This is a genomic window from Streptomyces sp. NPDC038280 (assembly GCF_055600045.1).
Map to the genome: position 1 here is coordinate 256,284 of NZ_JBVJYZ010000001.1, position 22,908 is coordinate 279,191.

Annotated in this window: 20 protein-coding genes, 1 tRNA gene and 1 pseudogene; 11 read left to right on the forward strand and 11 right to left on the reverse strand. The window is 71.9% G+C overall.

The window, feature by feature from the left end:
- Positions 1-143: 143 nt before the first annotated feature.
- Positions 144-638, forward strand: coding sequence for an FAD synthase family protein (locus ACZ7J0_RS01155; protein WP_470882890.1), 495 nt, complete (start codon positions 144-146; stop codon positions 636-638).
- On the opposite strand, the gene ACZ7J0_RS01160 is transcribed toward ACZ7J0_RS01155, so the two are convergent.
- The 3 genes from ACZ7J0_RS01160 to ACZ7J0_RS01170 form a co-directional block, all read right to left on the reverse strand.
- Entirely contained in the window at positions 598-1,320 is a 723-nt protein-coding gene (locus ACZ7J0_RS01160; RefSeq protein ID WP_470882891.1) for a CDP-alcohol phosphatidyltransferase family protein, read from the reverse strand. The genes ACZ7J0_RS01155 and ACZ7J0_RS01160 overlap by 41 nt on opposite strands.
- 90 nt (positions 1,321-1,410) lie before the next feature.
- A complete protein-coding gene (locus ACZ7J0_RS01165) occupies positions 1,411-2,283 on the reverse strand; it encodes an alpha/beta fold hydrolase (protein WP_470882892.1) in 873 nt (290 codons plus the stop codon).
- Between the two features lie 360 nt (positions 2,284-2,643).
- On the reverse strand, positions 2,644-3,774 hold the full coding sequence (locus ACZ7J0_RS01170) for a DUF2235 domain-containing protein (protein WP_470882893.1): 1,131 nt from the start codon (positions 3,772-3,774) through the stop codon (positions 2,644-2,646).
- A 135-nt stretch (positions 3,775-3,909) separates the two neighbouring features.
- Between ACZ7J0_RS01170 and ACZ7J0_RS01175 the strand changes: the two genes are divergently transcribed.
- The 6 genes from ACZ7J0_RS01175 to ACZ7J0_RS01200 all read left to right on the forward strand — a co-directional run bounded on the left by ACZ7J0_RS01175 (position 3,910) and on the right by ACZ7J0_RS01200 (position 12,620).
- The gene (locus tag ACZ7J0_RS01175) at positions 3,910-5,094 is read left to right on the forward strand and encodes a caspase family protein (RefSeq protein WP_470882894.1); all 1,185 of its coding nucleotides are present in this window, start codon (positions 3,910-3,912) and stop codon (positions 5,092-5,094) included.
- Positions 5,091-6,428: a hypothetical protein gene (locus ACZ7J0_RS01180; protein ID WP_470882895.1), complete on the forward strand. Its 1,338-nt coding sequence runs from the start codon at positions 5,091-5,093 to the stop codon at positions 6,426-6,428. The genes ACZ7J0_RS01175 and ACZ7J0_RS01180 overlap by 4 nt, the downstream gene beginning before the upstream one ends.
- Positions 6,425-7,465 carry a ComEC/Rec2 family competence protein gene (locus tag ACZ7J0_RS01185; protein ID WP_470882896.1) on the forward strand — a complete coding sequence of 347 codons (1,041 nt, stop codon included), beginning with the start codon at positions 6,425-6,427 and terminating at the stop codon, positions 7,463-7,465. Before ACZ7J0_RS01180 ends, ACZ7J0_RS01185 begins: the two co-directional genes overlap by 4 nt.
- A gap of 110 nt (positions 7,466-7,575) precedes the next feature.
- A complete protein-coding gene (locus tag ACZ7J0_RS01190; RefSeq protein WP_470882897.1) occupies positions 7,576-10,038 on the forward strand; it encodes a SpoIIE family protein phosphatase in 2,463 nt (820 codons plus the stop codon).
- On the forward strand, positions 10,035-12,467 hold the full coding sequence (locus ACZ7J0_RS01195; RefSeq protein WP_470882898.1) for a SpoIIE family protein phosphatase: 2,433 nt from the start codon (positions 10,035-10,037) through the stop codon (positions 12,465-12,467). The genes ACZ7J0_RS01190 and ACZ7J0_RS01195 overlap by 4 nt, the downstream gene beginning before the upstream one ends.
- Before the next feature lie 79 nt (positions 12,468-12,546).
- Positions 12,547-12,620, forward strand: a tRNA-Pro gene (locus ACZ7J0_RS01200).
- A gap of 105 nt (positions 12,621-12,725) precedes the next feature.
- Here the strand turns inward: ACZ7J0_RS01200 and ACZ7J0_RS01205 are convergent.
- Together ACZ7J0_RS01205 and ACZ7J0_RS01210 are read right to left on the reverse strand one after the other, a co-directional pair.
- Entirely contained in the window at positions 12,726-12,941 is a 216-nt protein-coding gene (locus ACZ7J0_RS01205) for a hypothetical protein (protein ID WP_470884139.1), read from the reverse strand.
- A gap of 163 nt (positions 12,942-13,104) precedes the next feature.
- Positions 13,105-13,227 (reverse strand): annotated as a pseudogene (locus tag ACZ7J0_RS01210) (helix-turn-helix domain-containing protein); the annotation flags it as partial.
- A 176-nt stretch (positions 13,228-13,403) separates the two neighbouring features.
- On the opposite strand from ACZ7J0_RS01210, the gene ACZ7J0_RS01215 reads away from it, so the two are divergent.
- The 4 genes from ACZ7J0_RS01215 (at position 13,404) to ACZ7J0_RS01230 (ending at position 17,756) form a co-directional block, all read left to right on the forward strand.
- A complete protein-coding gene (locus ACZ7J0_RS01215; protein ID WP_470882899.1) occupies positions 13,404-14,069 on the forward strand; it encodes a DUF4097 family beta strand repeat-containing protein in 666 nt (221 codons plus the stop codon).
- A gap of 57 nt (positions 14,070-14,126) precedes the next feature.
- Positions 14,127-15,344, forward strand: a complete 1,218-nt coding sequence (locus ACZ7J0_RS01220) for a serine hydrolase domain-containing protein (RefSeq protein ID WP_470882900.1) — start codon at positions 14,127-14,129, stop codon at positions 15,342-15,344.
- Between the two features lie 383 nt (positions 15,345-15,727).
- Entirely contained in the window at positions 15,728-17,038 is a 1,311-nt protein-coding gene (locus ACZ7J0_RS01225) for an SgcJ/EcaC family oxidoreductase (RefSeq protein ID WP_470882901.1), read from the forward strand.
- A 226-nt stretch (positions 17,039-17,264) separates the two neighbouring features.
- On the forward strand, positions 17,265-17,756 hold the full coding sequence (locus ACZ7J0_RS01230; protein WP_470882902.1) for a DUF309 domain-containing protein: 492 nt from the start codon (positions 17,265-17,267) through the stop codon (positions 17,754-17,756).
- Positions 17,757-17,783: 27 nt separating this feature from the next.
- On the opposite strand, the gene ACZ7J0_RS01235 is transcribed toward ACZ7J0_RS01230, so the two are convergent.
- The 6 genes from ACZ7J0_RS01235 to ACZ7J0_RS01260 form a co-directional block, all read right to left on the reverse strand.
- Positions 17,784-18,416 carry a LutC/YkgG family protein gene (locus ACZ7J0_RS01235; protein ID WP_470882903.1) on the reverse strand — a complete coding sequence of 211 codons (633 nt, stop codon included), beginning with the start codon at positions 18,414-18,416 and terminating at the stop codon, positions 17,784-17,786.
- Positions 18,413-19,831, reverse strand: a complete 1,419-nt coding sequence (locus ACZ7J0_RS01240) for a LutB/LldF family L-lactate oxidation iron-sulfur protein (protein WP_470882904.1) — start codon at positions 19,829-19,831, stop codon at positions 18,413-18,415. The genes ACZ7J0_RS01235 and ACZ7J0_RS01240 overlap by 4 nt, the downstream gene beginning before the upstream one ends.
- On the reverse strand, positions 19,828-20,544 hold the full coding sequence (locus ACZ7J0_RS01245; protein ID WP_470882905.1) for a (Fe-S)-binding protein: 717 nt from the start codon (positions 20,542-20,544) through the stop codon (positions 19,828-19,830). Before ACZ7J0_RS01245 ends, ACZ7J0_RS01240 begins: the two co-directional genes overlap by 4 nt.
- A gap of 82 nt (positions 20,545-20,626) precedes the next feature.
- On the reverse strand, positions 20,627-21,844 hold the full coding sequence (locus tag ACZ7J0_RS01250; RefSeq protein WP_470882906.1) for a cytochrome P450: 1,218 nt from the start codon (positions 21,842-21,844) through the stop codon (positions 20,627-20,629).
- A 288-nt stretch (positions 21,845-22,132) separates the two neighbouring features.
- Positions 22,133-22,504: a DUF488 domain-containing protein gene (locus ACZ7J0_RS01255; RefSeq protein WP_470882907.1), complete on the reverse strand. Its 372-nt coding sequence runs from the start codon at positions 22,502-22,504 to the stop codon at positions 22,133-22,135.
- Positions 22,505-22,545: 41 nt separating this feature from the next.
- Positions 22,546-22,782, reverse strand: a complete 237-nt coding sequence (locus ACZ7J0_RS01260; RefSeq protein ID WP_468703363.1) for a hypothetical protein — start codon at positions 22,780-22,782, stop codon at positions 22,546-22,548.
- Positions 22,783-22,908 lie beyond the last annotated feature (126 nt).

The window sequence follows — 22,908 nt, forward strand, 5'->3', positions numbered from 1 at the left end:
TTGGATTCCGTCACGCGTGTGATCCCTCTCCCCGTACCTGAAACCGGCCCTTACCCTAATCGTTCACTCACTCTCAACGGAATGTGCACGCTATGGTCGGTGTCTCCGTCGCGCTGGGGAGCGCGACGCACAGGGGGGTACACATGACCGCAAGCAGACCGTATCGCGTCGGATATGCGCCCGGAGCCTACGATCTGTTTCATATCGGACATCTCAACATCCTTCGCCACGCCCGGAGTCAGTGCGACTACCTGGTGGCGGGGGTGGTGTCCGACGAGATGGCGGAGCTGGCCAAGGGGCGGCGTCCGATGATTCCGCTCGTCGAGCGGCTGGAGATCGTGCGCAGCGTGAAGTACGTCGACGCGGCGTTCGTCGAGACCGTGCCGGACAAGCTGGAGACGTGGAAGCAGGTGCGCTTCGACGTCCTGTTCAAGGGCGACGACTGGCGCGGCACGCCGAAGGGCGAAAGGCTGGAGCGCGACTTCGCGGCCGTCGGCGTGGAGATCGTCTACTTCCCGTACACGGTCCACACGTCCAGCACCCAGTTGCGGCGTGCGCTCGACCTCCTGACGCAGGAGGCCGAACCACGCCCCGATGTCAGCGCTGAACTGCGCTCAGTTCCCGGAACCACTTCATGAGGAACGCCAGCAGGAACAGCGCGCTCGCCATGCCGAGGGCGCTGTAGCCCCAGCGGAACAGGTCTCCGCCGCCGAGCAGGAGGAAGACCAGGCAGAAGACGCCGTGGTCGACCGGGAGCAGGGCCACCGCGCGCAGTGTGGACGGCGCGGGGGCCGGGGCGCCCGGCGCCGGCTTGGGCTTCAGCTTCTCGGTGAGCAGTCCGCCGAAGAAGGTGACCACGGCGGCGAACTGGAAGCCCAGCGGCACCAGCAGCCAGCCGTCACCCGAGATCCCGAAGTGCTCCGGGTCCCGGTAGAAGGCCAGCAGGACGGCGGTGTGCAGTGCGGTGATCTTGGCGCAGTCCACCACATGGTCGAGCCACTCCCCCGCAGGGCTTCCGCCCCCTCGCAGGCGGGCGAGTTGCCCGTCGGCGGAGTCGAAGGCGAAGCCCACGGCGAGCCCAAGCCAGACGAGCAGACCGAGAGTCCAGGACGGCGTCCCCCACGCCAGTCCCGCGACCGCCGTGAAGCTGAACAGCGCGCTGATCAGGGTGACCTGATTGGGCGTCAGACCTCCCGCGTACGCACCGGCCGCCAGGTATCGGCCCACCGGGCGGTTCACGAAACGCGAGTAGAGCGAGACGCCCTTCGACGATTTCTGGGCAGATCTCAGCTCGGACAGAGCGGTTCCCACAGTTCCCATGGCCCCCCCGGGTCATCATATGTACGACGTGTCGCCCCATCATCGCAGGCCTCCACCCGTCCCGGGGACGGCGCGGCGGCCGTACGGGCGTCATCCGGCCACGCGCTCGATCCATGCCGTGAGATCGGCGACGACCTCGTCGCGGTTCGTCTCGTTCAGGACCTCGTGGCGGGCCCCGGGGTAGGAGCGGTAGGTGAGGTCGGTGAGCCCTGCCTCGCGGTAACGGGAGACCAGGAGGTCGCTGAGGGCCAGGCCGCCGTTGAGCGGGTCCCGGTCGCCGACGAAGACATAGAACGGCAGATCGGCCGGGATGCCGCGCGGCGCGGCCAGCCGGGGCAGCGCGGCGGCGAGGCCGGCCATGGCCCGGGCGTCGGCGGTGAAGCCGCAGAGCGGGTCGGCGAGGTAGAGATCGACCTGCCGCTCGTCGCGGCTGAGCCAGTCCGCCTCGGTCCGTACGGGCGCGAAGGCCTGGTTGAAGGCGGCGAAAGCGTCGCCCTCCGGGTCTCCCGCCTCCTGGGCCCTGCGCGCCGCGTCCGCGAGGGCTTCGAAGAGCGCGTCCACGGCGGTGGTGCCGGACAGGGCGACGGCGTCGACCAGGCTCGCGTGCTCCAGGACGTACTGCTGGACGGCGAACGAGCCGAGGCTGTGGCCGAGCAGGACGACGGGCAGCCCCGGGTGGCGCTCGCGGGCGATGCGGGTGAGGGCGGCGATGTCCTCGACGAGCTGGTTCCAGCCGTCTTCGCCGAAGTCTCCGGGCTCGGCGTGCATGCTGAGGCCGTGGCCGCGGTGGTCCGCCGCGTAGACGGTGTAGCCGAGCCCGGTCAGCCGCTCGGCGAGCGGCGCGTAGCGGGCGGCGTGTTCGCCCATGCCGTGGGCGATCTGGACGACTCCGCGCGGCGGGTCGATGGGCTGCCACACGTGGACATGGAGGGTGAGACCGTCCCGGGCGGTGAACGTGAACATGCGCTGACTCCTGCGGGCGGGCCCCCTCGGCCGACCCGGGAGGCTTCACGGCCACGGTAGCCACAGCACCTCGCGGGGGCGGCGGGGCCCCCGCGCCGGGCCGCGCCATCGACGCGGGACGGGGGCGGGCCGGTCGACCGAGGGACGCTCGGGGGTACTCGCCGGGGCGGCCCGGGTCGTGGCGCGCGGCTGGCAGGGTCGGGCCCGCAGGCAGAGGCTCGGGTGAACTCGGGTGAACACGGGCCGGCCCGTTCGAGCCGGGACGCTCGAGTCGCGGCGCGCGGCTGTCGCGGTCACGCCCGCTCATGCCGAACGCGTGCTACCGCGCGCAGGGCCCCGGCCCTCGCGCCGGGACGTTCGTCAGGCCGCCGCGCGCGGGCCTGTGGTGTGCTGGGTGAGGGGGTGGGGCGTCAGCCACTCGCGGTCCGCCCAGGACACGCCCTCCGGGATCCGCTCCCCGTACGCCGGGTCGCTCTCGACGCGCTGCCGCACGCTCTGATGGACCGTCGCCTCCGTCGGCACGCGTCGGCGGCGGAAGGTGAGCAGCGCCCAGATCCAGCCCATCCGGTGGACCGCGCCGAGGGCGTGGTCCGCGTCGAGGGACAGGGTCTCGCGGTACGCCTCGGGCAGGAGCAGCAGCCCCTCGTCGAGCGCCCCGTCCACGATCCACTTGAGGGCGACGGCCGGCAGCCTCGGATCGTCCTCGAAGGTTCCGCCGACGTCGGAGTGCACTCCGGCGAACCACACCTCCTCGACCAGCGGTGCGGGCGCGGTCCCGGCCGGAGTGGAGGGCGTGACCAGGTACTCGGCGTAGGGCCGGCGCTTCTCGTCGATGGAGACGGCGTGGCGGACCCTGCGCACATTGGGGATCTTCCTGGTGTAGAGCCAGCGCAGGTTCCAGCGGAGGATCCCGGCCGCCTTCACGGAGTCCCAGAGCCCCATGTAGTCGACGGGAATTCCGAACCGCCCCTCGACCGGCTTGCTGAACGCCCCTGCGAATCGGTGGAGTTGGGCCCAGTCGTCCTTGGTCCAGGTCTTGTTCCTGGCATAGACGGCGATGGCGTAGGGGACCAGGTTCTCGCTGCCGGGACGCAGCAGCCCGGCCGCCTTGAGCAGGCCGGCGAGCGCACGGGCCGTGTACGCGCCCCGGCTGAAGCCGAACACGAGGAGCCGGTCGCCCGGTTCGTAATGGTGCATCAGATAGGTGTAGGCCTCGGCGAGGTTCTGCCTCAGGCCGGAGCCGAAGGCCAGCCCGGCGAGCTTGGACAGACGCCGGGCGGGGGCGGTCCATGCGCCGGCGGCGGAGAAGGTGCCGACGCCGGGGTCGTAGTAGGCGATCTGCCGAGCCGGATCGCGCAGGTCCAGCATTTCGTAGAGCCGTACGACGTTGGTGTTCCCCCTGGCCCGGAGCTGATTGCCCGTCCCGTCCAGGCAGACGACGATGTTCTTTGCCATCACGGCCTCCGAGTCGCCGTCGAGCGGCCAGGACACTTCTCACATCTCCTCATATAATAGAAGCAATGCCTCCAACTGGCCCGGCGACCAACCGGACTGCCGGTTCGACCGGACGGCCGGTGCGGGCGGCCCGAGTCGTTGTGCGAGCCCGTTGCGCGAGCGGAGGGGCCCATGGCTGGTTCCACGGTCCACCTGGAGGAGAACGCCGCCCCGGACGCCGTCGCTCCTCGCACCCACGCGCTGGTCATCGGCGTGGGGAAGTACCCGCACCTCGCGGGCGGCGACAGCCCGGCGGCCGACTCCGACGGGATGCGGCAGCTCTCCTCGCCGCCGGTCTCCGCCCGCGCGTTCGCGACCTGGCTGCTGGCCGAGTACGACGGTCCGGACAAGCCGCTCGGGAGCCTCGCCCTGCTGCTGAGCGAGGAGGCTCCCGAGCCGTTCGAGAATCCGCGGACGGGTGCCTCCCATGAGGTCGAGACCGCGACCATCGACCGGATCGTCGAGGCGGTCAAGGAGTGGAAGCACCGCGGCGACACCCACGAGGACAACCGGCTCGTCTTCTACTTCTGCGGACACGGCGTCTCACAGGGCGACGACATGGCCCTGCTCGCCGCCGACGTCTTCGCCGACGAGGACAACCCGCTCCAGGGCGCCCTCAACTTCCGTGAGTTGATGAACGGGCTGAAGAAGTGCAAGGCGAGTCAGCAGGTGTTCTTCGTGGACGCGTGCCGGTCGAACTCGGACGTCCTCATCGAACAGGCGGGAAACTTCGCCGGTCAGGTGCCGATCGCCGCCGGGACCCGGCCGCTGGGACTGGCCCGCCGGCTGCACCTTCCCTACTACGCCACCCTGGCCGGGGAGAAGTCGCACGCCCGCCCCGGCCAGGTCAGCCTGTTCACGCAGGCCCTGTTGAAGAGTTTGCACGGGCCGGGAAGCGACAACCCCGAGGGCATCTGGCGGGTCGACACCTCGACCCTGCACCGGGCGATCGACCACTTCATGAAACAGCCCCAGTTCGCCGGCACGATCACCGGCGTCCAGGTGCCGGCCGTCGGAGAGCTGCCCGTCTTCGACCTCCACCAACTGCCGGGCGATCCGGTGGTGCCCGTCTACGTCGGCTGCAGACCGCGGGAGGACAACGCTCTCGCCGCCTTCACCTGCCGTCGCCCCGGCCACGAGGACCTGCGGCGCCCGCCGCCCGAGGCCGACGAGGACGAGGACCTGACCGGTGAGTGGTCCCTGGAGCTGTCGTTCGGGATCTACGAGATGGAGGCGGCCGTCGGCCCCCAGGACGTACGGACCAGGTCCGTCGAGGCCCGTCCCCCCTTCCGCCGCATAGAACTGGTCAGGCCATGAGCGCGACCCTCTCCGTCAGCGTCGTCCTGACCACGCACGAGGACGACCTCGCCGACGGCGCCCTGATCGTCGGCGACATCCGCCCGGCGGGCGCCACCGGTCCTGCCAGGCGCAACATCAAGATCCCCTGTGGGACGGCGGTCGCCCCGCTGCGCTACGACGTCGAACCGGGGCGCTACACCGTCTCGGCCACCCTGCCGTCCGGGGCGGTCCTGATGGAGGACGCCGAGGCGCGGGAGGGCGAGGAGACGACCGTCGCCCTCGACGCCTCGGACCCGCCGTACGAGACGCACGCCTGGCAGTACCTGATGGGCAACATCGAGCCGGCCCCCGCCTACCACGACGACCGTGAGGGAGTTCCCGTCCCGCGCTCGCTGGGCGCGCGGGGCATGGGCGCGGTGCGCGCCGAGACCGACGGCGGGCTGATCGAGGAGAGCGCGGCGGACACGCGGGTCGCGGCCGTGTGGGTCGGCAACGGGAAGCCCACCAGCCGGTCCTTCGACTCGCTCCTCGCGCCGGTGTCGGGCGCCGCCGGTCCGACGGGTGCGGCGCGGACGGGTGAGCTCGCGAGGTCGGTCGCGGGGGCCCTCGCGCAGTCGCCGCCCCGGGACCTGCAGGCGCCCGACGTCTCCCCCGACGGTTCGTCACCGCTGTACCGCTTCGGCGCGGACGGGCCGGTGGCGGCGCCGGACAGCCCTGTCGGCCACCACCAGTTCCTGGTGGTCACCTCGGCCGGTCTCGCGCGGCTCGTCACGCTGCCCGCGCCCTGGGGGTCGGCGGTGATCGAGGTCCTGGTCAACACGCGCCAGAGTCCGACCGGCGGCGCCGTCGCCGTGACCGTGCGGGACCCCGCCGTCGGCGCGGGGCTCGGATACATGGCCCAGGGGGCGCTGGACACGGCGGCAGCCCTGTTCACGGACGTCGAGTCGCTGCTCTACAGGTCCCGCAACCCGCTCGCGGCGGCGGCCGGGGCCTATGTCCTGGTGGGAACGGACCTCACGAACGAGCCGGCGTACTGGGACCCCTGGCTGGAGCATCTGCGGGAGCGCTTCGGCTGGATGAGCGACGGATCGGTCCTGCGGGCGACGCGGCAGCTGCGCCGCGCGAGGACCGACGCGGACGTCGGGCGGGCGCGGGACGGACTGGTCGAGGCCTTCGACCGCGGTGTGCCGTTCTACACGCTCGGCCTGAGCTGGCTCATGGACGGGCTGTCCGAGTTCCCGCAGGACCCCGAGTGCGTACGGAGGCTGGATTCGGCCCGCAGGCTGTCGTGGCGCGTGGACATGCGCGAGCCGTTCGTGATTGTCGACATCGGTGGAAGGAGGCCGGGATGATACGGCTCACCATGCTGCCCGGCGAGGACGGCGACTGTCTGCTCCTGGAGTACGGCGACGGGGACTTCCTGCGGCGCGTGCTCATCGACGGCGGGCGGACCGGTACGTACTCCCGGATCAAGCCCACGCTCGCCGGGCTCGACGGGCTGGTCGACGTCCTGGTCGTCACCCATGTCGACCAGGACCACATCCTGGGTGTCCTGGCCCTGCTGAACGACCCCGACCGGTCGGTGGAGTTCGGCGACGTGTGGTTCAACGGCTTCGACCAGCTGCGCGACTCCGAGGGCTTCGGACCGCAGGACGGCGAACTGCTCACCACCGCGCTCCTGGAGCAGCGGATTCCTTGGAACGACGCCTTCGGCGGGCGGAGCATCGAGGTCGGACGCCCGCTGGACTGGTTCGACGACGGCTCCACGATGGAGGTGCTCTCCCCGGACCGCACGCTGCTGGAGAATTTGATCGACGACTGGGTGGCGGAGTGTGCGCTGCACGGGCTGATCCCGGGTGTGGACCCGGTCGAGGAGATGCTCCTGCCCGACGTCGAGAGCTTCGGGCCGGTCGACATCGACGCGCTCGCCGACTCGCCGTTCAAGCGCGACCCCTCCAAGCCGAACCGGACGAGCATCGGGTTGCTGTTCGAGTTCGAAGGCACGCGCCTCGTGTTCACCGGTGACGCCGACGACCGCCGCCTGGTCGCCTCGCTCCGCCCGCGCGCCGAGGCGGAGGGCGGCCGGATGCGGCTCGACGCCCTCAAGGTCGCCCACCACGGCAGCCGTTTCAACATCTCCAGTGAGCTGCTCGGCCTTCTCGACTGCGACCGCTATCTGATCTCGACCAACGGCGCCCGGCACAGGCATCCGGACGACGCGGCCGTCGCGCGGATCCTGAAGCACGGCGGCCCCGAGAAGACGCTCTTCTTCAACTACCGGGGACGGGCGGCGCTGTGGGACGTCGACGACCTCAGGGACCGGTTCGGATACGGCGTGGTCGCACCGTCCGAGGCCGATGAGGACGGCTTCGTCACGCTGGAGTTCTGACCGTGCTCCGCCGCTGCTCCGAGATGCGCTCCACGGCGGCCCGGGAGCATGCTGGCAGTGTGACCTCGTACGGCGCGGTCGGGCCCGCCCCGCCGACCGAGAAGGCGACAATGCCCGGAAGACCGCACAACGACGGGCGGGTACCGGACGAACTGGCCCTGGTGCTCGCCCAGGGCACGGTGAACGGGATCGAATCCGTCGGTGGGTACGCCGGCGGTGTCTATCTGCGCTCGCGCACGCCGGGGCTGCTGCGCCTGGCGGTTCTCGCCGGCCTTCCGGGCCAGATCTTCCGCCCCTGGTGGCGGATGCATGTGAACCGCCCCTACCCGGTGGCCGAGGCCCACCGCTCGGGGCAGGCCGTCCACCTCGCTGACGCCGAGGAGGCCATGCGGCGGTTTCCGCAGCTCATGGCGGGTCTCCCCTTCCCCTTCGGCTCGCTCTACGCGCCGGTGGGCGACGGCGACGACAAGTACGGGGTCCTGGTGGTGCTCCGGGCCGCCACCCCGGGAACCCCGGTCAGCGAGGACCACCGCCGGGCGCTGGACGCGGCGGCACACCGGACTGCCGTGCTGCTCACCGAGCTGGCCGCGCAGGGCGCTGCGGTCGAGTGGGAGACCGAACCGGTGTGCGTGCAGCTACCCGCGGTCACCACCCCGCCGGTGCGGATCGGCTACTTCGACTGGGACCTGGGCACCGGATCGGTCGCCGCCGACGAGGGGCTGTGCGCCATCCTCGGCACCGATCCGGCGCGCTTCCCCGGCACCATCGAAGCCCTGGCAGCCCGGCTGGCTCCGGAGGACGCGTACGGGCTGTGGGCCGTCGCCCGCCAGTCCGCGGAGTCGGGCCTGCCCGCCTCGCGCCGGATGCGGCTGCGCGGCCCGGACGGCCGGCCGCACCTGCTGGAGCTCTCGGCCAGCGCGGATCCGCCCGGCGCCGGGCCGGGGTCGCGACTGACCGGATTCCTGGTGGATCTCGGCACTGGTCCGGTCGTGGCGGAGGCGACGGACCGGCTCCCCCGGGCCGTCTTCTCCATCGACCGGCTCGGGCGCATCACCTACGTCAACCGCCACTCGGAGAAGCTGCTCCGGTACTCCGGGTCCGAGCTGACCGGCCGGGTGCTGTGGGAGGCCCTGGCCTGGTTCGGGCACCCGGCCTACGAGGAACACCTGCGGGCGGCGCTGCTCTCCGACGAACCCGTGCACTTCCTGGCCCGCCGCACGGCCCACGAGTGGCTGTCGGTCTCCCTCTATCCCGGCCACGACGGGGTGACCGTGCTGCTCACCCCGGCGGAGACCCCCGCGTACGCGCCCGGGTCGGTCACCCGGCCGGCGGCGGGCCTCGGCTCCCCGGCGGACCGCGCCTCCGCGCTCTACCGCCCGGTCGCGCTGGCCATCGCCCTGACCGAGGCGGTCACCGCCCGCCAGGTGTCCGCCGTGGTCACCGAGGAGCTGCTGCCGGCGTTCGGCGGCCGGCAGCTGGCGATCTACCTCCTCCAGGAACGGCACCTCTATCTGGCCTGGGAGACGGGTTTCCCACAGGGGTTCCTGGACCGCTTCGACGGCGTGGGACTGGAGGCCCATCTGCCCGGTGTCGAGACCCTCACCACCGGCCGGCCCCTCTTCTTCGAGTCCATGGAACACCTGGCCGCCGCCTATCCGGGCATCCCGATGGACTCCAACACCGGCGCCAGGGCCTTCCTGCCACTGATCGCCTCCGGCCGGCCCGTCGGCTCCTGCATCCTCGGCTTCGACCAGCCCCGCGGCTTCAGCCCCGAGGAGCGCACGGTCCTCACCGCCCTCGCCGGGCTCATCGCGCAGGCACTCCAGCGGGCCCAGCGCTACGACACCGAGGTCGCCCTCGCCCGCGGCCTCCAGGACGCCCTGCTCCCCCACCGGCTGCCGGTGCGCGACCTCGTCGACACCGTCGGCCGGTACCTCCCCGGAACCCAGGGCATGGACGTCGGAGGCGACTGGTACGACGTGATCGAGACCGGCCGCGGTCTGCTGGCCCTGGTGATCGGCGACGTCCAGGGCCACGGCGCGGCGGCCGCCGCCACCATGGGTCAACTGCGCAGCGCGGTACGCGCGTTCGCCCTGAGCGGTCACCAGCCGCAGGAGGTGATCGGCGGTACGAACCGGCTCCTCATCGACCTCGACCCCGGCCAGATCGCCAGCTGCTGCTACATCGTGCTCGACCCCGAGACCGGCGTCACCCAGGCCGTACGGGCGGGGCACCCGCAGCCGCTGCTGCGGCATCCCGACGGCACCACGGAGGTCGTGGAACTTCCCGGCGGGATCGTGCTGGGCGTGGACGACGGGGCGACGTACCCCGTCACCGAACTGGTCCTGGAACCGGGGGCGGTCCTGGCCCTGTTCACCGACGGACTGGTGGAACTCCCGGGCGCCGACATCGACCTCGGCATCGAGCGGCTGCGCGACGCGCTCTCCGCGATCGACCCGAGGGCCGCGCTCGTGGACTCCGCGGACCGTTTGATCCGCAGGGCCCGCCAGGCCACCGACCGGCCCGACGACATCGCGCTGCTGCTGGCCGCCCGCTGGGCGGAGGGATCATGAGCGGCGGGGAGGTCGCCAAGGACCTCGACTTCCTCGGTCCCCTGGACGTCTCCCGGGCGGCGACGGCCGTACTGGACGCCGCCGGCACCGTCGTCGGCTGGAGTCCGACGGCCGAGGAGCTGCTCGGATATCCCCCGGAGGACGTACTGGGACGGCCGATCGGCGAGTTCCTGGTGGAACGCGAGGGGCGGGCGGAGGCGGATCTGCCGGGCGCCGCCCACTTCAGCCGCCAGGTGCTGCGTCTGCGGCACCGTGACGGCCGTGTCGTCCGCGTCATGGCGGCCACACGTGCGCTCACCACCTCCGACGCCGGGCCCGCCCGGCTGCTTGCGGTCGCCGACGCCGCGGAGACCGAACAGTGGGAGTCCCTGCGGTCGATGCTCCGGGGGCTGGCCACCCAGTCCCCCGTCGGGCTCGCCCTCTACGACCAGGACCTGAAGGTGGTGTGGACGAACGCCGCGCTCGACGAGGAGATGGGCAACTCCCAGTACGCCGGTCTCGGCCCCGACGACATGGTGAGCCATGGCGAGGTGCTCTCCGAGGGGCATCCGGCGACGCTGGAGGAGATCATGCGGGAGGTGCTCGTCACCGGCGAGCCCGTGATCGAGCTCCACTACCGGGGGCGCCCGCCCTCCGACCCGGACCACGACCACGTCTGGTCGTGCTCCTACTACCGGCTCCAGGCCTCTTCCGGTGTGTCCCTCGGGGTGTGCGAGGAGACCGTGGACATCACGGACCGGTATCTCGCGCGGCAGCGACTGAACCTGCTGGTGCGGGCCGGCGTCCGGGTCGGCACGACCCTGGACATGGCGCGCACGGCCGAGGAACTCTCCGCGGTCGCGGTGCCGCAGTTCGCCGACGAGGTCACGGTGGACCTGCTGGAGTCCGTACGGGAAGGGAAACGGCCGCGGCCCGGCACGGCGTCCACCGGGCGCCTGGTCCGGATGTCCGGGGACGCGCCGGACACGACCGAGGCGACGATCGAGTACGCCCCCGACTCACCGCAGGCCCGCGGCCTCGCCTCGGGCCGGCCCGTGCAGCAGTGCCCGGAGGGCCCGGAGGCACCGCTGCGCCTGGCCGTGCCGCTGCGCGCGGAGGCGGGCACACTGGGTGTGGTCACCTTCGCCTGGCACCACCGTCACGAGCCCTTCGCCGAGGACGAGCTGGCCGTGGCCGAGGAACTGGTCTCGCGGACCGCCGTGTGCATCGACAACGCCCGCCGCTACGCCCGCGAGCACTCCGCCGCGCTGACGCTGCAGCGCAGCCTGCTGCCCCGGAGCCTGCCGCGGCTGAGCGGCGTCGACGTCGCGTACCGCTATCTGCCCGCGGACAACAAGGTGGGCGTGGGTGGCGACTGGTTCGACGTCATCGCCCTGTCGGGTACGCGGGTGGGTCTGGTCGTCGGCGATGTGGTGGGCCACGGGCTGCGCGCCGCCGCGACCATGGGCCGACTGCGCACGAGCGTACGGGCGCTCGCCCGGCTGGACCTGGCGCCCGACGAGCTCCTCGCGCGGCTCGACGAGGCCGTCGGACAGGAGGCCAACGAACGCGAGACCGTCCGGGGCGAGGGCGGCGCGGAACCGGGCGAGGAGGAGCAGCCGTACGACGAGGCGATCGGCGTGACCTGCCTGTACGCCGTGTACGACCCGGTGTCCGGTCAATGCAGGATGGCGCGGGCCGGCCATCTCCTGCCCGCTGTCGTCAACCCGGGCACGGGTTCGGTCACCTTGCCCGACCTGCCGGCCGGCCCACCGCTGGGCCTCGGCGGTCTGCCCTTCGAAACGGCGGACCTGAGCCTGCCCGAGGGCAGCCTGATCGCCCTGTTCACCGACGGTCTCGTCCGCAGCCGGGAGCGCGACCTCGACGACCAGCTCGACAGTCTCCGCGCCGTTCTCGCCGATCACCGCCGTCCGCTGGAGCAGCTGTGCAACCGGGTCGTCGACACGCTGCTGCCGGGCCCGGTGGACGACGACACCGCGCTGCTGCTCGTCCGTACTCACAAGCTGGGAAACCATCAGGTGGCGCAGTGGTCCCTGCACGCCGACCCGGAGGTGGTCGGCGTCGCCCGCAGCGTCGTCACCAGCCAGGTCGCCGCGTGGGGCCTGGAGGACCTGGCGTTCACGACCGAGCTGGTGGTCAGCGAGCTGGTCACCAACGCCATCCGGTACGCCCCTTCGGGCCCCATCCGGCTGCGCCTCATCCGCGACCGCAGTCTGATCTGCGAGGTGTCCGACTCCGGCCACACCTCTCCGCATCTGCGGCGCGCCGCCAGCGACGACGAAGGCGGCAGGGGCCTCTTCCTCGTCGCGCAGATGACCCAGCAGTGGGGCACGCGCTACACCTCCACCGGCAAGACCATCTGGGTGGAACAGTCGCTGGCCGGCAACGGGCACGGGGAGACGCCCGCCGCGGCCCCGTACAGCGCGTGACCGTGCGTCCGTCCTTCCCGTGGAGTGAGGTAATGTTCTCTTGCGCGCCGACACCGGGGGACCCCCGGCTGAAGCGCACCGGGACGTGGCGCAGCTTGGTAGCGCACTTGACTGGGGGTCAAGGGGTCGCAGGTTCAAATCCTGTCGTCCCGACTTTTCGAAGTCGCAGGTCAGGGGCCGTTTCAGAGAGATCTGAAACGGCCCCTTGATCGTTTTTGGGGCCAGTGGGACCGGCTCGCCTTGACCGTCGGCGGGCGATCACGATCGGACTCGGCAGGGACCGCGGGGCGCGCCCCGTCCCGCGAGCCGGTGGTCGGCGGCCACGGCAAGGACGCGCGGGTCGGTGCACAGGCTGGGACCGACGGTGAAGTCCGGCTCTTCCACCGGCAGCCAGACGCTCTGGAGTCCCCATTGCGGGTACCGCGCGCGGAAGGCCTTCCAGTAGGGGTGCAGATCGGCCATGTTGAAGGGCATCAGGCTGAGGCGGAGCTGTGCCGTGATGCCGCGGGCCGCCAGCCGGGCGCGCTCCAGGGATTCGTGCAGGCCCGCGTAGACCGGCTGCAGGTCGTCGCGGAGTGCCGGCCTCGGTCAGGCGAACCGTGCGGCTGGTGCGGGTGAACAGCTCGGCGCCGATGCGCCGCTCCTGCTTCTTGATGGCCTGGCTGACGCGTGCCGGGGAGACGGGCAGCCGCTGCGCGGTCCGACCGAAATGCAGTTCCTCCGCCAGCACCAGGAAGATCTCGATGTCCCGCAGCTCCATGGGCCCCCAACCCCCGTCGATAACCCAGCGGTTATCGAACCGCGCGGAAGTATGGCTTGATCATATGCACGGATCGCAAGATCGTTTGAGGCGTGCACACACGCGTGAAGAACCGTGAGAACGCCGCGTTCGTCCGGCCCGATGAGCGGCGCCATCGACCTCAAGGAGAACGCCCCATGCAGAAGTTCAAGACCCCCGGCACGATCGCCGCCGTTGTGGAGATACCTGCCGGACGCATAAGCCTCCTCGCTGCCGACCGCGCCGAGACCACCGTCGAGGTACGTCCCGCGGACCCCGGCAAGGGCCGCGATGTGAAGGCCGCGGAGCAGACCACGGTCGAATTCGGCGACGGCGTGCTGCGCGTCATCGCGCCGGAGGCGAGGAACCAGGTGCTGAGCAGCCCCGGATCCGTCGAGGTGACGCTTCAACTCCCCACCGGCTCACGCGTCGAAACCACTTCCGCCGCCGCAGAGGTGCGCACCGAGGGCCGGCTCGGCGACGTCGTCGTCCACGGCGCCCACCGCCGCATCGAGATCGCCGACGTGGAAGGCCTGCGCCTCACCTCCGTCGACGGCGATGTCCACGTCGGCAGGCTGGGCGGCCCCGCGGACATCTCCACCGAGCGGGGCGACATCACCATCGGCGAGGCGGTGCGCGGCACAGTGGTGCTCCGCACCCAGTACGGCGACATCTCGATCGCCGCCGCCCCCGGCGCCTCCGCCACGCTGGCCGCCGACCCCCGCCACGGTCGCGTCAGCAACGCCCTGAAGAACAACGGCTCCCCCGTGCTGGAGATCAGCGCCACCAGCGGCAACGGCGACATCTCCGCCCGCAGCCTCTGACCCCCTCATCCGTCACTCCTCCCCCGACACTTCCACCCGACCAGGGAGCACCCCACCATGTCCCAGTTCACCTCTTCAGGGCAGCGCAAGATCCGCGACGTACTGGCCCGCCACGTCGACTCCGGCAAGATCCCCGGCGTCGTCGCCCTGTACAGCAAGGATGACGAGACGCACGTCGAGACGCTCGGCGCGATGGAGCACGACAGCAGCGCGCCGATGCGCCGGGACACCATCTTCAGGATGGCGTCCACCTCCAAGCCGGTCTCGATAGCGGCGGCGATGGTACTGCTCGACGAGTGCCGACTGCGGCTGGACGACCCGGTGGACCGGTGGCTGCCGGAGCTGGCCGACCGTCAGGTGCTGAAGGCGTTCGACGGCCCGATCGACGACACGGTCCCGGCACACCGTCCGATCACCGTCCGGGACGTGCTGACCTCCACCTTCGGCCTCGGTATGGACATGACCTCCATCGGTACGCCGATCATGAACGAGGTCTTCGCACAGGGGCTGACGCCCAACCTGCCCACGCCGATGCCCGAGCAGGACGAGTGGATGCGCCGCCTGGGCGCCCTGCCGCTGATGCACCAGCCCGGAGACCACTGGCAGTACCAGCTCGCCAGCGACCTGGCCGGCGTACTCGTCTCCCGGGTGACCGGCAAGACCTTCGAGGAGGCGCTGCGCGAACGCGTCTTCGGCCCGCTGGGGATGGAGGACACCGGCTTCCACGTCCCGGACGACAAGATCGACCGGCTGCCGGTCCTCTACGCGCCCGACCCGGAGTCCGGCGAGTTCCACGTATGGGACGAGTCCAAGGGCGGCCGTTGGAACATCCCTCCGGCGTTCCATGGCGGTGGCGGTGGTCTGGTCTCCACCGCGGACGACTACCACGCCTACTTCAAGATGCTGCTGAACGGCGGCAAGCACGGCGGCGAGCGCGTGCTGTCCAGGCAGGCGGTGGAGCTGATGACCACCAACCGCCTCACCCCCGCGCAGAACGCCGCCCGCACCGAGCTGGCCACCAACAACGTCCACATCTCCTTCGGCCAGGGCCAGCACGGTGGTTGGGGCTTCGGCATGGCGGTGCGGACCTACCGCGGCGACTACGCTCCCGTCGGCCAGTTCGGCTGGGACGGCGGCGCCGGCACCTCCACCTATGCCGACCCCGTGAACAACGTCGTCGGTATCCTCCTCACCCAGGTCGGCACATCGGTCCCCGACTCGGTCCACCTGATGCACGACTTCTGGACCACTCTGTACCAGGCGATCGAGGACTGATCCCCAGCACGAGCTGGTCGCCGCGCACTTCGACATGGTCGGCAAAGGCGGCCGAGGACTGTGACGTGCTGGTGGCGAGCGGTCTGATGCCGGCCGGCGCCCGCTCGGTGGCCGCGAAGCTGCTCCTCGACACGGAGCACGCCGCGCCCATGAGCCGCGAACAGACTCGCCCGTCCTGCTCGAGGCGATCGACACGCGCTGACCGGACCCGATGTCGGTCTCGACCTGTTCGGTGAGCTCACCGGGTCGCTGGTCACTGAAAGCGATCCAGGGCGTCGCCGGACACCTGATCAATCTCTGCCTCGAATTCCTGCGCGGATTCGAAGCAAGTCAACCCACCATCAAATGAGACGAAACGTTTCGTTTCTCAAGACAGGGATGTCATGAAGGTTCTGCTCACCGGTGCCACCGGCTACATCGGCTCCGCCGTCACCGAGCACCTCGCCGCCGCCGGCCACGAGGTCGTCGCGCTCACCCGTGGCGCCGAGCCGCAGCCCGGCCGGGCCTGGCACGCCCAGCTGGTCGGCGACACCGCGGACCCGGCCTCGCTGGCCGGCGCGGTCACCCCCGCGATCGAGGCCGTGATCCACCTGGCTCCGCCGAGCGGCGACGCGGACGTCGACACCGCCGTCATTGAGGCGCTCGCCACTCCGCTCCGCGGTACCGGCCGCCCGTTCGTCTACACCAGCGGCGTCTGGGTTCTCGGTGCCACCGGCGAGGCCCAAGAGGTCGGGGAGGAGGCCCCGACCGACCCGATCGGCATCGTCGGCTACCGCCCGCGGATCGAGCAGCGGGTGCTGGCGGAGGTCGCCCAGGGCGTGTGCGCGGTCGTCGTCCGGCCCGGCATCGTGTACGGCCGCGGCGGCGGCATCCCCGCCATCCTGGTCGACCGGGCCCGCGGGCAGGGAGCGCCCGAGTACTACGGCGAGGAGGGCGTGCGCTGGCCGACCGTCCACGTGGACGACCTGGCCGAGCTGTTCGTGGCCGCCGTCGAGCGGGCCGGGGCCGGCACCGTCTGGCACGGCGTCGGCGAGTCGGCCGTCCCGGTCCGTGACCTCGCCCGGGCCGCCGGCCGCGCGGCCGGAGTGCTCGTCGCCCCGCACGCGGTACCGGTTGAGCAGGCCGCGGAGGTCTTCGGCCCGCTCTTCGCGGACGCGCTCGCCCTCGACCAGAGCGTCAGCGGCGCCGCCGCTCGTACCGTCCTCGGCTGGCGGCCGGGCCGGCCGGGCGCGGTGGCCGAGCTGGTGTCGGGCTCGTACCGGCCGGTCGAGGTGTTCGGCGCCCCAGAGGGCCCGGAGACCGACGCCGAAGTGACCGCGATTCGCCGCCTGGTCGCCGAGGTCGAGCACGCCCAGCAGAACGAGCTGGTCGACCGGTTCTTGAGTGTCTTCCGCCGTCAGGACCCGGTGTGGACTACCGGCCACGGCAAGCGGCTGTCGGGCTTCGAGGAGATCGCGACCTTCACCCAGAAAATGCTGCCCGGTGCGACGGCCGAGTCCACCGCCGTCTACGACGTCGAGCGCGTGCTGTTCCTGCGGCCCGACGTCGCCGCGGTGAACGTTCGCCAGCAGCCGGTCCGCCACGACGGCACCCGGATCGCCGACCGGCCCGAGGGCCGCCCGTTCTACATCCTCGTCAAGGAGGACGGCGCCTGGCGCATCGGCGCCGCCCAGAACACCGTCGCCGTCGACTGACCATCTGCACGGCTCGCGGTGCAGGCTCCGACCGGATCACCGAGCTCGACTTCGGGGTCGCGGCGACGTCGAGGCCACTGCCCGAACCCGCCAGCGGCTGACGCGCGCCCGCGCGTCGCAGGAGCGGATTGCCGTCCAGCTCGCGGGCCGTGGAGGGTCGCCCCGCGACGGCTGCCTCTGCGGTCCCGCGCCCCAAGACGGCGCTGGGGCGGGTCACAATGAGGGCATGAACAGCACGCCGGGCAAGCCGCCGAGGGACCGGGACGAGGAGGGGCGGGCGCGCAGCGCGCGGCCCCGGGACGGGCTCGGCCGGCCGCTGCCGTACGGCGCGCCGGGCGTCGAGCGGCAGCCCGAGGGCGTGGCGCGGACGCCCGACCAGACGCTGGAGGAGGCGCAGCGGCTGCTCGCGGAGGGAATGCCGTTCCACGCGCACGAGGTCTTCGAGGACGCCTGGAAGTCGGGGCCCGAGGGCGAGCAGGCGCTGTGGCGGGGGCTCGCGCAGCTCGCCGTGGGGCTGACGCACGCCGCACGGGGCAACACGGCGGGCGGTGCGCGGCTGCTGTTGCGCGGGGCGGGGCATCTGGCGGGGCGGCCACAGCTGTACGGCATCGACGTGCCCGGACTCGTGGCGTGGGCACGGGAGCTGGCGGCGCGGCTGGAGAGTGCCCCCGACAAGGCGGTGGACGCGGCGGCCGAGGCGCCCCGGCTCACGGGCTGAGGGCCGGCTCATGGCGGAGGGCCCGGCTCACGGCATCAGCAGGATCACCTCCAGGGTGCGGGGGCCGTGGACCCCCTCGACGCGGTCGAGTTCGATGTCGCTGGTCGCGGAGGGGCCGGAGATCCAGGTCAGCGGGCGGGTGGGGTCGAGACGCGCCAGGGCCTGCGGTACGGACGCGACGACCTGGTCCAGGGCCCGTACGACACAGATGTGCAGGTCGGGCACGAGGGTGAGGGCGCGGCGGCCCTGCCCGGGGCCCCCGTCGAGGACGAGGGTGCCGCTCTCGGCGATGGCCAGGGCGCAGCCGGTCACCACGGCGTCGGTGGTGTCGAGCGCGTACGCGGTGAGAGGACCGGAGTCCTCGCGCAGCTCGGCATCGGTGGCCGCCGGCCAGGCGTCGGGCAGGCCGGGCGGGAGGGCGACGGAGCGGGCGCCGCGGGCGGCCAGCAACCGGGCGATCAGCGCCGGGAGTTCGGCCTCCTTGGCGCGATGGACGTGCGCCCGGTAGTCGGTGAGGTTCTCCTGGAGCAGATCGAGGACCAGCGCCGGGTCGTCGGGTGTGTGGGTGTGGAGGTAGTCACGCGCGGGCCCGGGGGCGGGAGGCGCGTCGGCGACGGCGGCGCGGATCCGGGCGAGGACGCGGTGGCGCGAGGCGCTCATGAGCGGTTCTTCTTCCACCAGTCACGGAAGGGCTCCGCGGGCAGTTCGGGCAGGTCACGGCTGTCGGTCCAGGCACTCGCGCCGGGCGGTCTCGACGGGTGCGCCGCGCGGGTCCTCGACGCGAGGCGTTCGGCCGCCCCGAGTGCCGCCGGGTGGTCGAGGATCCAGCCCGCGGCCTTGATGGCCGCCTTCTCCAGGCGGTGCCCCCTGCCGCCCCGGTCGGCGACCTTCTCGCGGAGGTGGACGAGGACCTCGGGGATGTCGATGGCGACCGGGCAGACGTCGTAGCAGGCGCCGCACAGCGACGAGGCGTAGGGCAGCGAGGCGTCGATCTCGCTGCCGATGCCGCGCAGTTGGGGGCTGAGGATGGCGCCGATGGGGCCCGGGTAGACCGAGCCGTAGGCGTGTCCGCCGGCCCGCTCGTACACCGGGCAGACATTGAGGCAGGCCGAGCACCGGATGCAGCGCAGTGCCTGCCGGCCGACCTCGTCGGCGAGGGTCGCGGTGCGGCCGTTGTCGAGGAGGACGAGGTGGAAGGTCGTGGGGCCGTCGCCGTCGGCGGTGCCGGTCCACATCGACGTGTACGGGTTCATGCGCTCGGCGGTCGAGGAGCGGGGCAGGGTCTGGAGGAAGACCTCCAGGTCGCGCCAGGTGGGCACGGTCTTCTCGATGCCGACGACCGAGATCAGGGTTTCGGGGAGGGTGAGGCACATGCGGCCGTTGCCCTCGGATTCGAGGACGACGAGGGTGCCGGTCTCGGCGACCATGAAGTTGGCGCCGGAGATGCCCACCTTGGCGCGCAGGAACTTCTCGCGGAGGTGGAGACGGGCGGCTTCGGCGAGGTCGGCGGGCGTGTCGGTCAGGCCTTCGGGTGCGGGCCTGCCCCAGGCGGCCATCTTCTCCGCGAAGATGTCGCGGATCTCGCCGCGGTTGCGGTGGATGGCGGGGACGAGGATGTGGGAGGGACGGTCCTCGCCGAGCTGCACGATGAGTTCGGCGAGATCGGTCTCGTAGGCGGCGATGCCCTCGGCCTCCAGGGCTTCGTTGAGGCCGATCTCCTGCGTCGCCATCGACTTGACCTTGACGACCTCCGCCTCGCCGGTGGCCTTGACCAGGCCGGTGACGATGCGGTTGGCCTCCTCGGCGTCGGCGGCCCAGTGGACGGTGCCGCCCGCCGCGGTGACGGCGTCCTCCAACTGCTCCAGATACCGGTCGAGATGACGCAGCGTATGGTCCTTGATCTGCTTGCCGGCCTCCCGCAGCCGGTCCCAGTCCTCGAGTTCGGCCACCGCCGCCGCGCGCTTGTCGCGGATGGTGTGGGTGGCGTGCCGCAGATTGGCGCGCAGGGTCACATCGCGCACAGCGCTCTTCGCGGCGTCCGGGAACGCCGGCATTCCGAGATACGTGCCGCTCACAGCAGAGGCTCCTCTTCGGTGCTCGCCAGGATCTCGGCGATGTGCAGAGCGCGCAGGGGGGCGCCCTGGCGGCGCAGAATGCCGTCGATGTGCATCAGGCAGGAGTTGTCGGCACCGCACAGGACGTCCGCTCCGGTCTCGGTGGCACGGGCGACCTTGTCCTGGCCCATGGCGGTGGAGACGTCGGCGTTCTTGACGGCGAAGGTGCCGCCGAAGCCACAGCACTCCTCCGCTCCGGGCAGTTCGCGCAGTTCCAGTCCCTTGACGGCTTCCAGGAGACGGCGGGGTCTCTCGCCCAGGCGGAGGGCGCGCAGCCCATGACACGACGGGTGATAGGTGACCGTGTGCGGGAAGAACGCGCCAACATCGGTGACACCGAGGACGTCGACCAGGAACTCGGTGAGTTCGTACGTCCGGGGCCCGAGCGCGGCGGCCTCGTCGCCGAATCCGGCGTAGTGGTGGCGGACCATCGCCGCGCACGATCCGGAGGGGGTGACCACGTACTCGTACCCCTCGAACGCCCGGACCGTGCGCCGGACGAGCGGCTCGGTCTCGCGCCGGTAGCCGGTGTTGTACGAGGGCTGGCCGCAGCAGGTCTGGGCGGACGGGAAGTCGACCTCGACGCCCAGCCGTTCCAGAATGCGGACAGTGGCCACTCCGGTGGACGGATAGACGGCGTCGTTGACGCAGGTGACGAAGAGGGCGACGCGCATGACCGCAGGATATGCCGGGGATCCGGGGCGGGGTAGGACCCGTGGCGATCTCCGCCCCGCTCCGCGCCCGGGGGCCCGGTGTTCACCAGGTGAGATGGAGCTCTTCGGGTGAGCGATGGATGAGGGTGGGCCGCATGACGACCTCATGGTCCTCGTCGAGCCGCAGCCCGGGGAACCTTCGGGTGAAGATCTCCAGCGTCATCCGGAGTTGCTCGCGGGCCAGCTGGGATCCGGGGCAGCCGTGAACGCCGTGCCCGAAGGCGACGTGCCGGGCGCGGGGGCGGGTGATGTCGAAGGTGTCGGGCCGCTCGTGGCGCGCGGGGTCGCGATTGGCGGAGCCGTAGGCGACGAACACGGTCGCTCCCGCGGGCAGTTGGGTCCCGGCGACGGTGACGGGCCGGGTGGTGGTGCGACGGAAGCCCTGAACGGCGGTGTCGTATCGGGCGGCCTCCTCGACCGCCGCGGGTATCAGATCCGGCCGCTCGCACAGCAGCTCCCACTGGGCGCGGTGGCGCAGCAGCTGGAGCAGGGTGGTGCCGAGCAGCGCGGTGGTGGTGAGGTGCCCGGCGATCAGGAAGTTCTGCAGGTTCGCCACGAGCTCGTGGCGCTGGTCGAGCGTGAGATCGCCGCTGCCGGGCGCGAGCGCGGCGACCATGAGGGAGCAGAGGTCGCCGCGGGGGCCGCGCCGGGCGGCGCGCGCGCAGCGGTCCAGCAGGTGCTGGAGGGCGACCACGTCCCGCGCGGCGGCGATCTGCTCCTCCTCGGCCATGGGGCGGAACAGCAGCTGTTCGGCGCGGTGTCCGCCGTGCACGGCGGCAGGGACGTCCTCGGGGTCGAGTCCGACGAGCCGCCCGACGACGGCGCCGGGTAACCGCCGCGCGTAGGACTCCATCAGCTCCGTGCGGCCGGCGTCGGCGAACGCGTCCGCCAGCGCCTCGGCCCGTTCGGCGGCGAAGGGGACGAGTGCGGCGATCCGGGCCGCGGACAGGGCGTTGTTGAGGGGCGCGCGGTGGCGCCGGTGGGCGACGCCGTCGGTGGAGACGACGGTCGGCGTGTTGCCGAAGCCCTGCGCGAGGACGGCGAGGGCGGCGGGTGAGGGCAGGACGTCGGGGCGCAGGGCCCCGACCGAGGAGAAGTCGTCGGCACGGAGCAGTACATGGCGTACGTCGGCGTCCCTGGCGACGAGCCAGGCGTCGAACTCCGGGACGAAGGTCAGTCCTTCCGCCCGTCGGGCCCGTTCGTAGAGGGGGTAGGGGTCTCGCTGCAGCTCGTCGAGCAGGTCGTGCTCCTTGGCTTCCACGCGGGCCTCCGGACGGGGTGGCGGTGAGGTGGACGGTCCGGCCATCGTGACCGCGCCCGGAGGGCGATGGCTACGCCTCCGCCGCGGTTTCGGCCTGAACTGCCGGGTCCGGAAAAGGAACTGCCCCGCGGCACCGGTTCGCCGGACTGTCGCGAGGCGGCTCGGGGCGGCACGGGGGGCGGCCGGGGACGGGCGAGGACGGCGAAGAACGGCCGGGGGTGCCGGGGGTCGACGAAGAGCGCCCGGGGACGGCGAAGAGGCAGGGAGGCAGGTAGGCGGGGAGGCGGGTCAGCCGCGCCGCGTCAGGTGCCTCAGGAGTACGGAGGTGTGGCTGCGGTCCGGGTCCTTGGCGGCGGTGAGAAGCGTCAGCGGCCCCTCGGCGGCAAGGGCTCTCAGCCGGTCGAGGGCCTCGGCGGCCTCGGGCTCGGCGAGTTCGCCCTCGTAGCGCCGGCAGAACTCCTCGTACTGCCCCTCCGTGCCGTGGTACCAGCGGCGCAGCTCCGTCGAGGGGGTGAGGGCCTTCGGCCACTCGTCGATCCTGGCGTCCACCTTGGTGAGGCCGCGCGGCCAGAGCCGGTCGACGAGGACGCGTGCGCCGTCGTCGGGGCCGGGCGGGTCGTAGATCCTGCGGACGCGGACGTCAGGGGTGGATCGCTGCATGTGCCCAGGGTGCACGACCCGGGCGGCGGGGGCGATCCGGGTCAGTCGTCCTCGAGCGGCGTGTCGTCCACGTGGCGGCGCTGTGCCTCGCACAGGGCCCGGTAGCGGCGCCAGGCCGACCAGCCTCGCTGCTTGAGGTCCCTCTCGGCCGTGGCGAAGGAGCAGCCGCCGACGATGTACTCCATGAAGTGCGCGACGCCCAGTTCGAACTCGACACCGCGGTCGACGCCGCGGCGGCGGCCGACGGAGCGGCCCAGGTACTGCGTTGCACTGGACATTCGACGCGTCCCTCCGGTCTTCGCTCCCCCGTCTTCCTCTGGCGCCGCCCACTCTGGCGCAGGGAGCACGGCGGGTGCGGAGACATCGGTTGACCATCACCCGTCGAAATTCTGAACGGAAGGGGC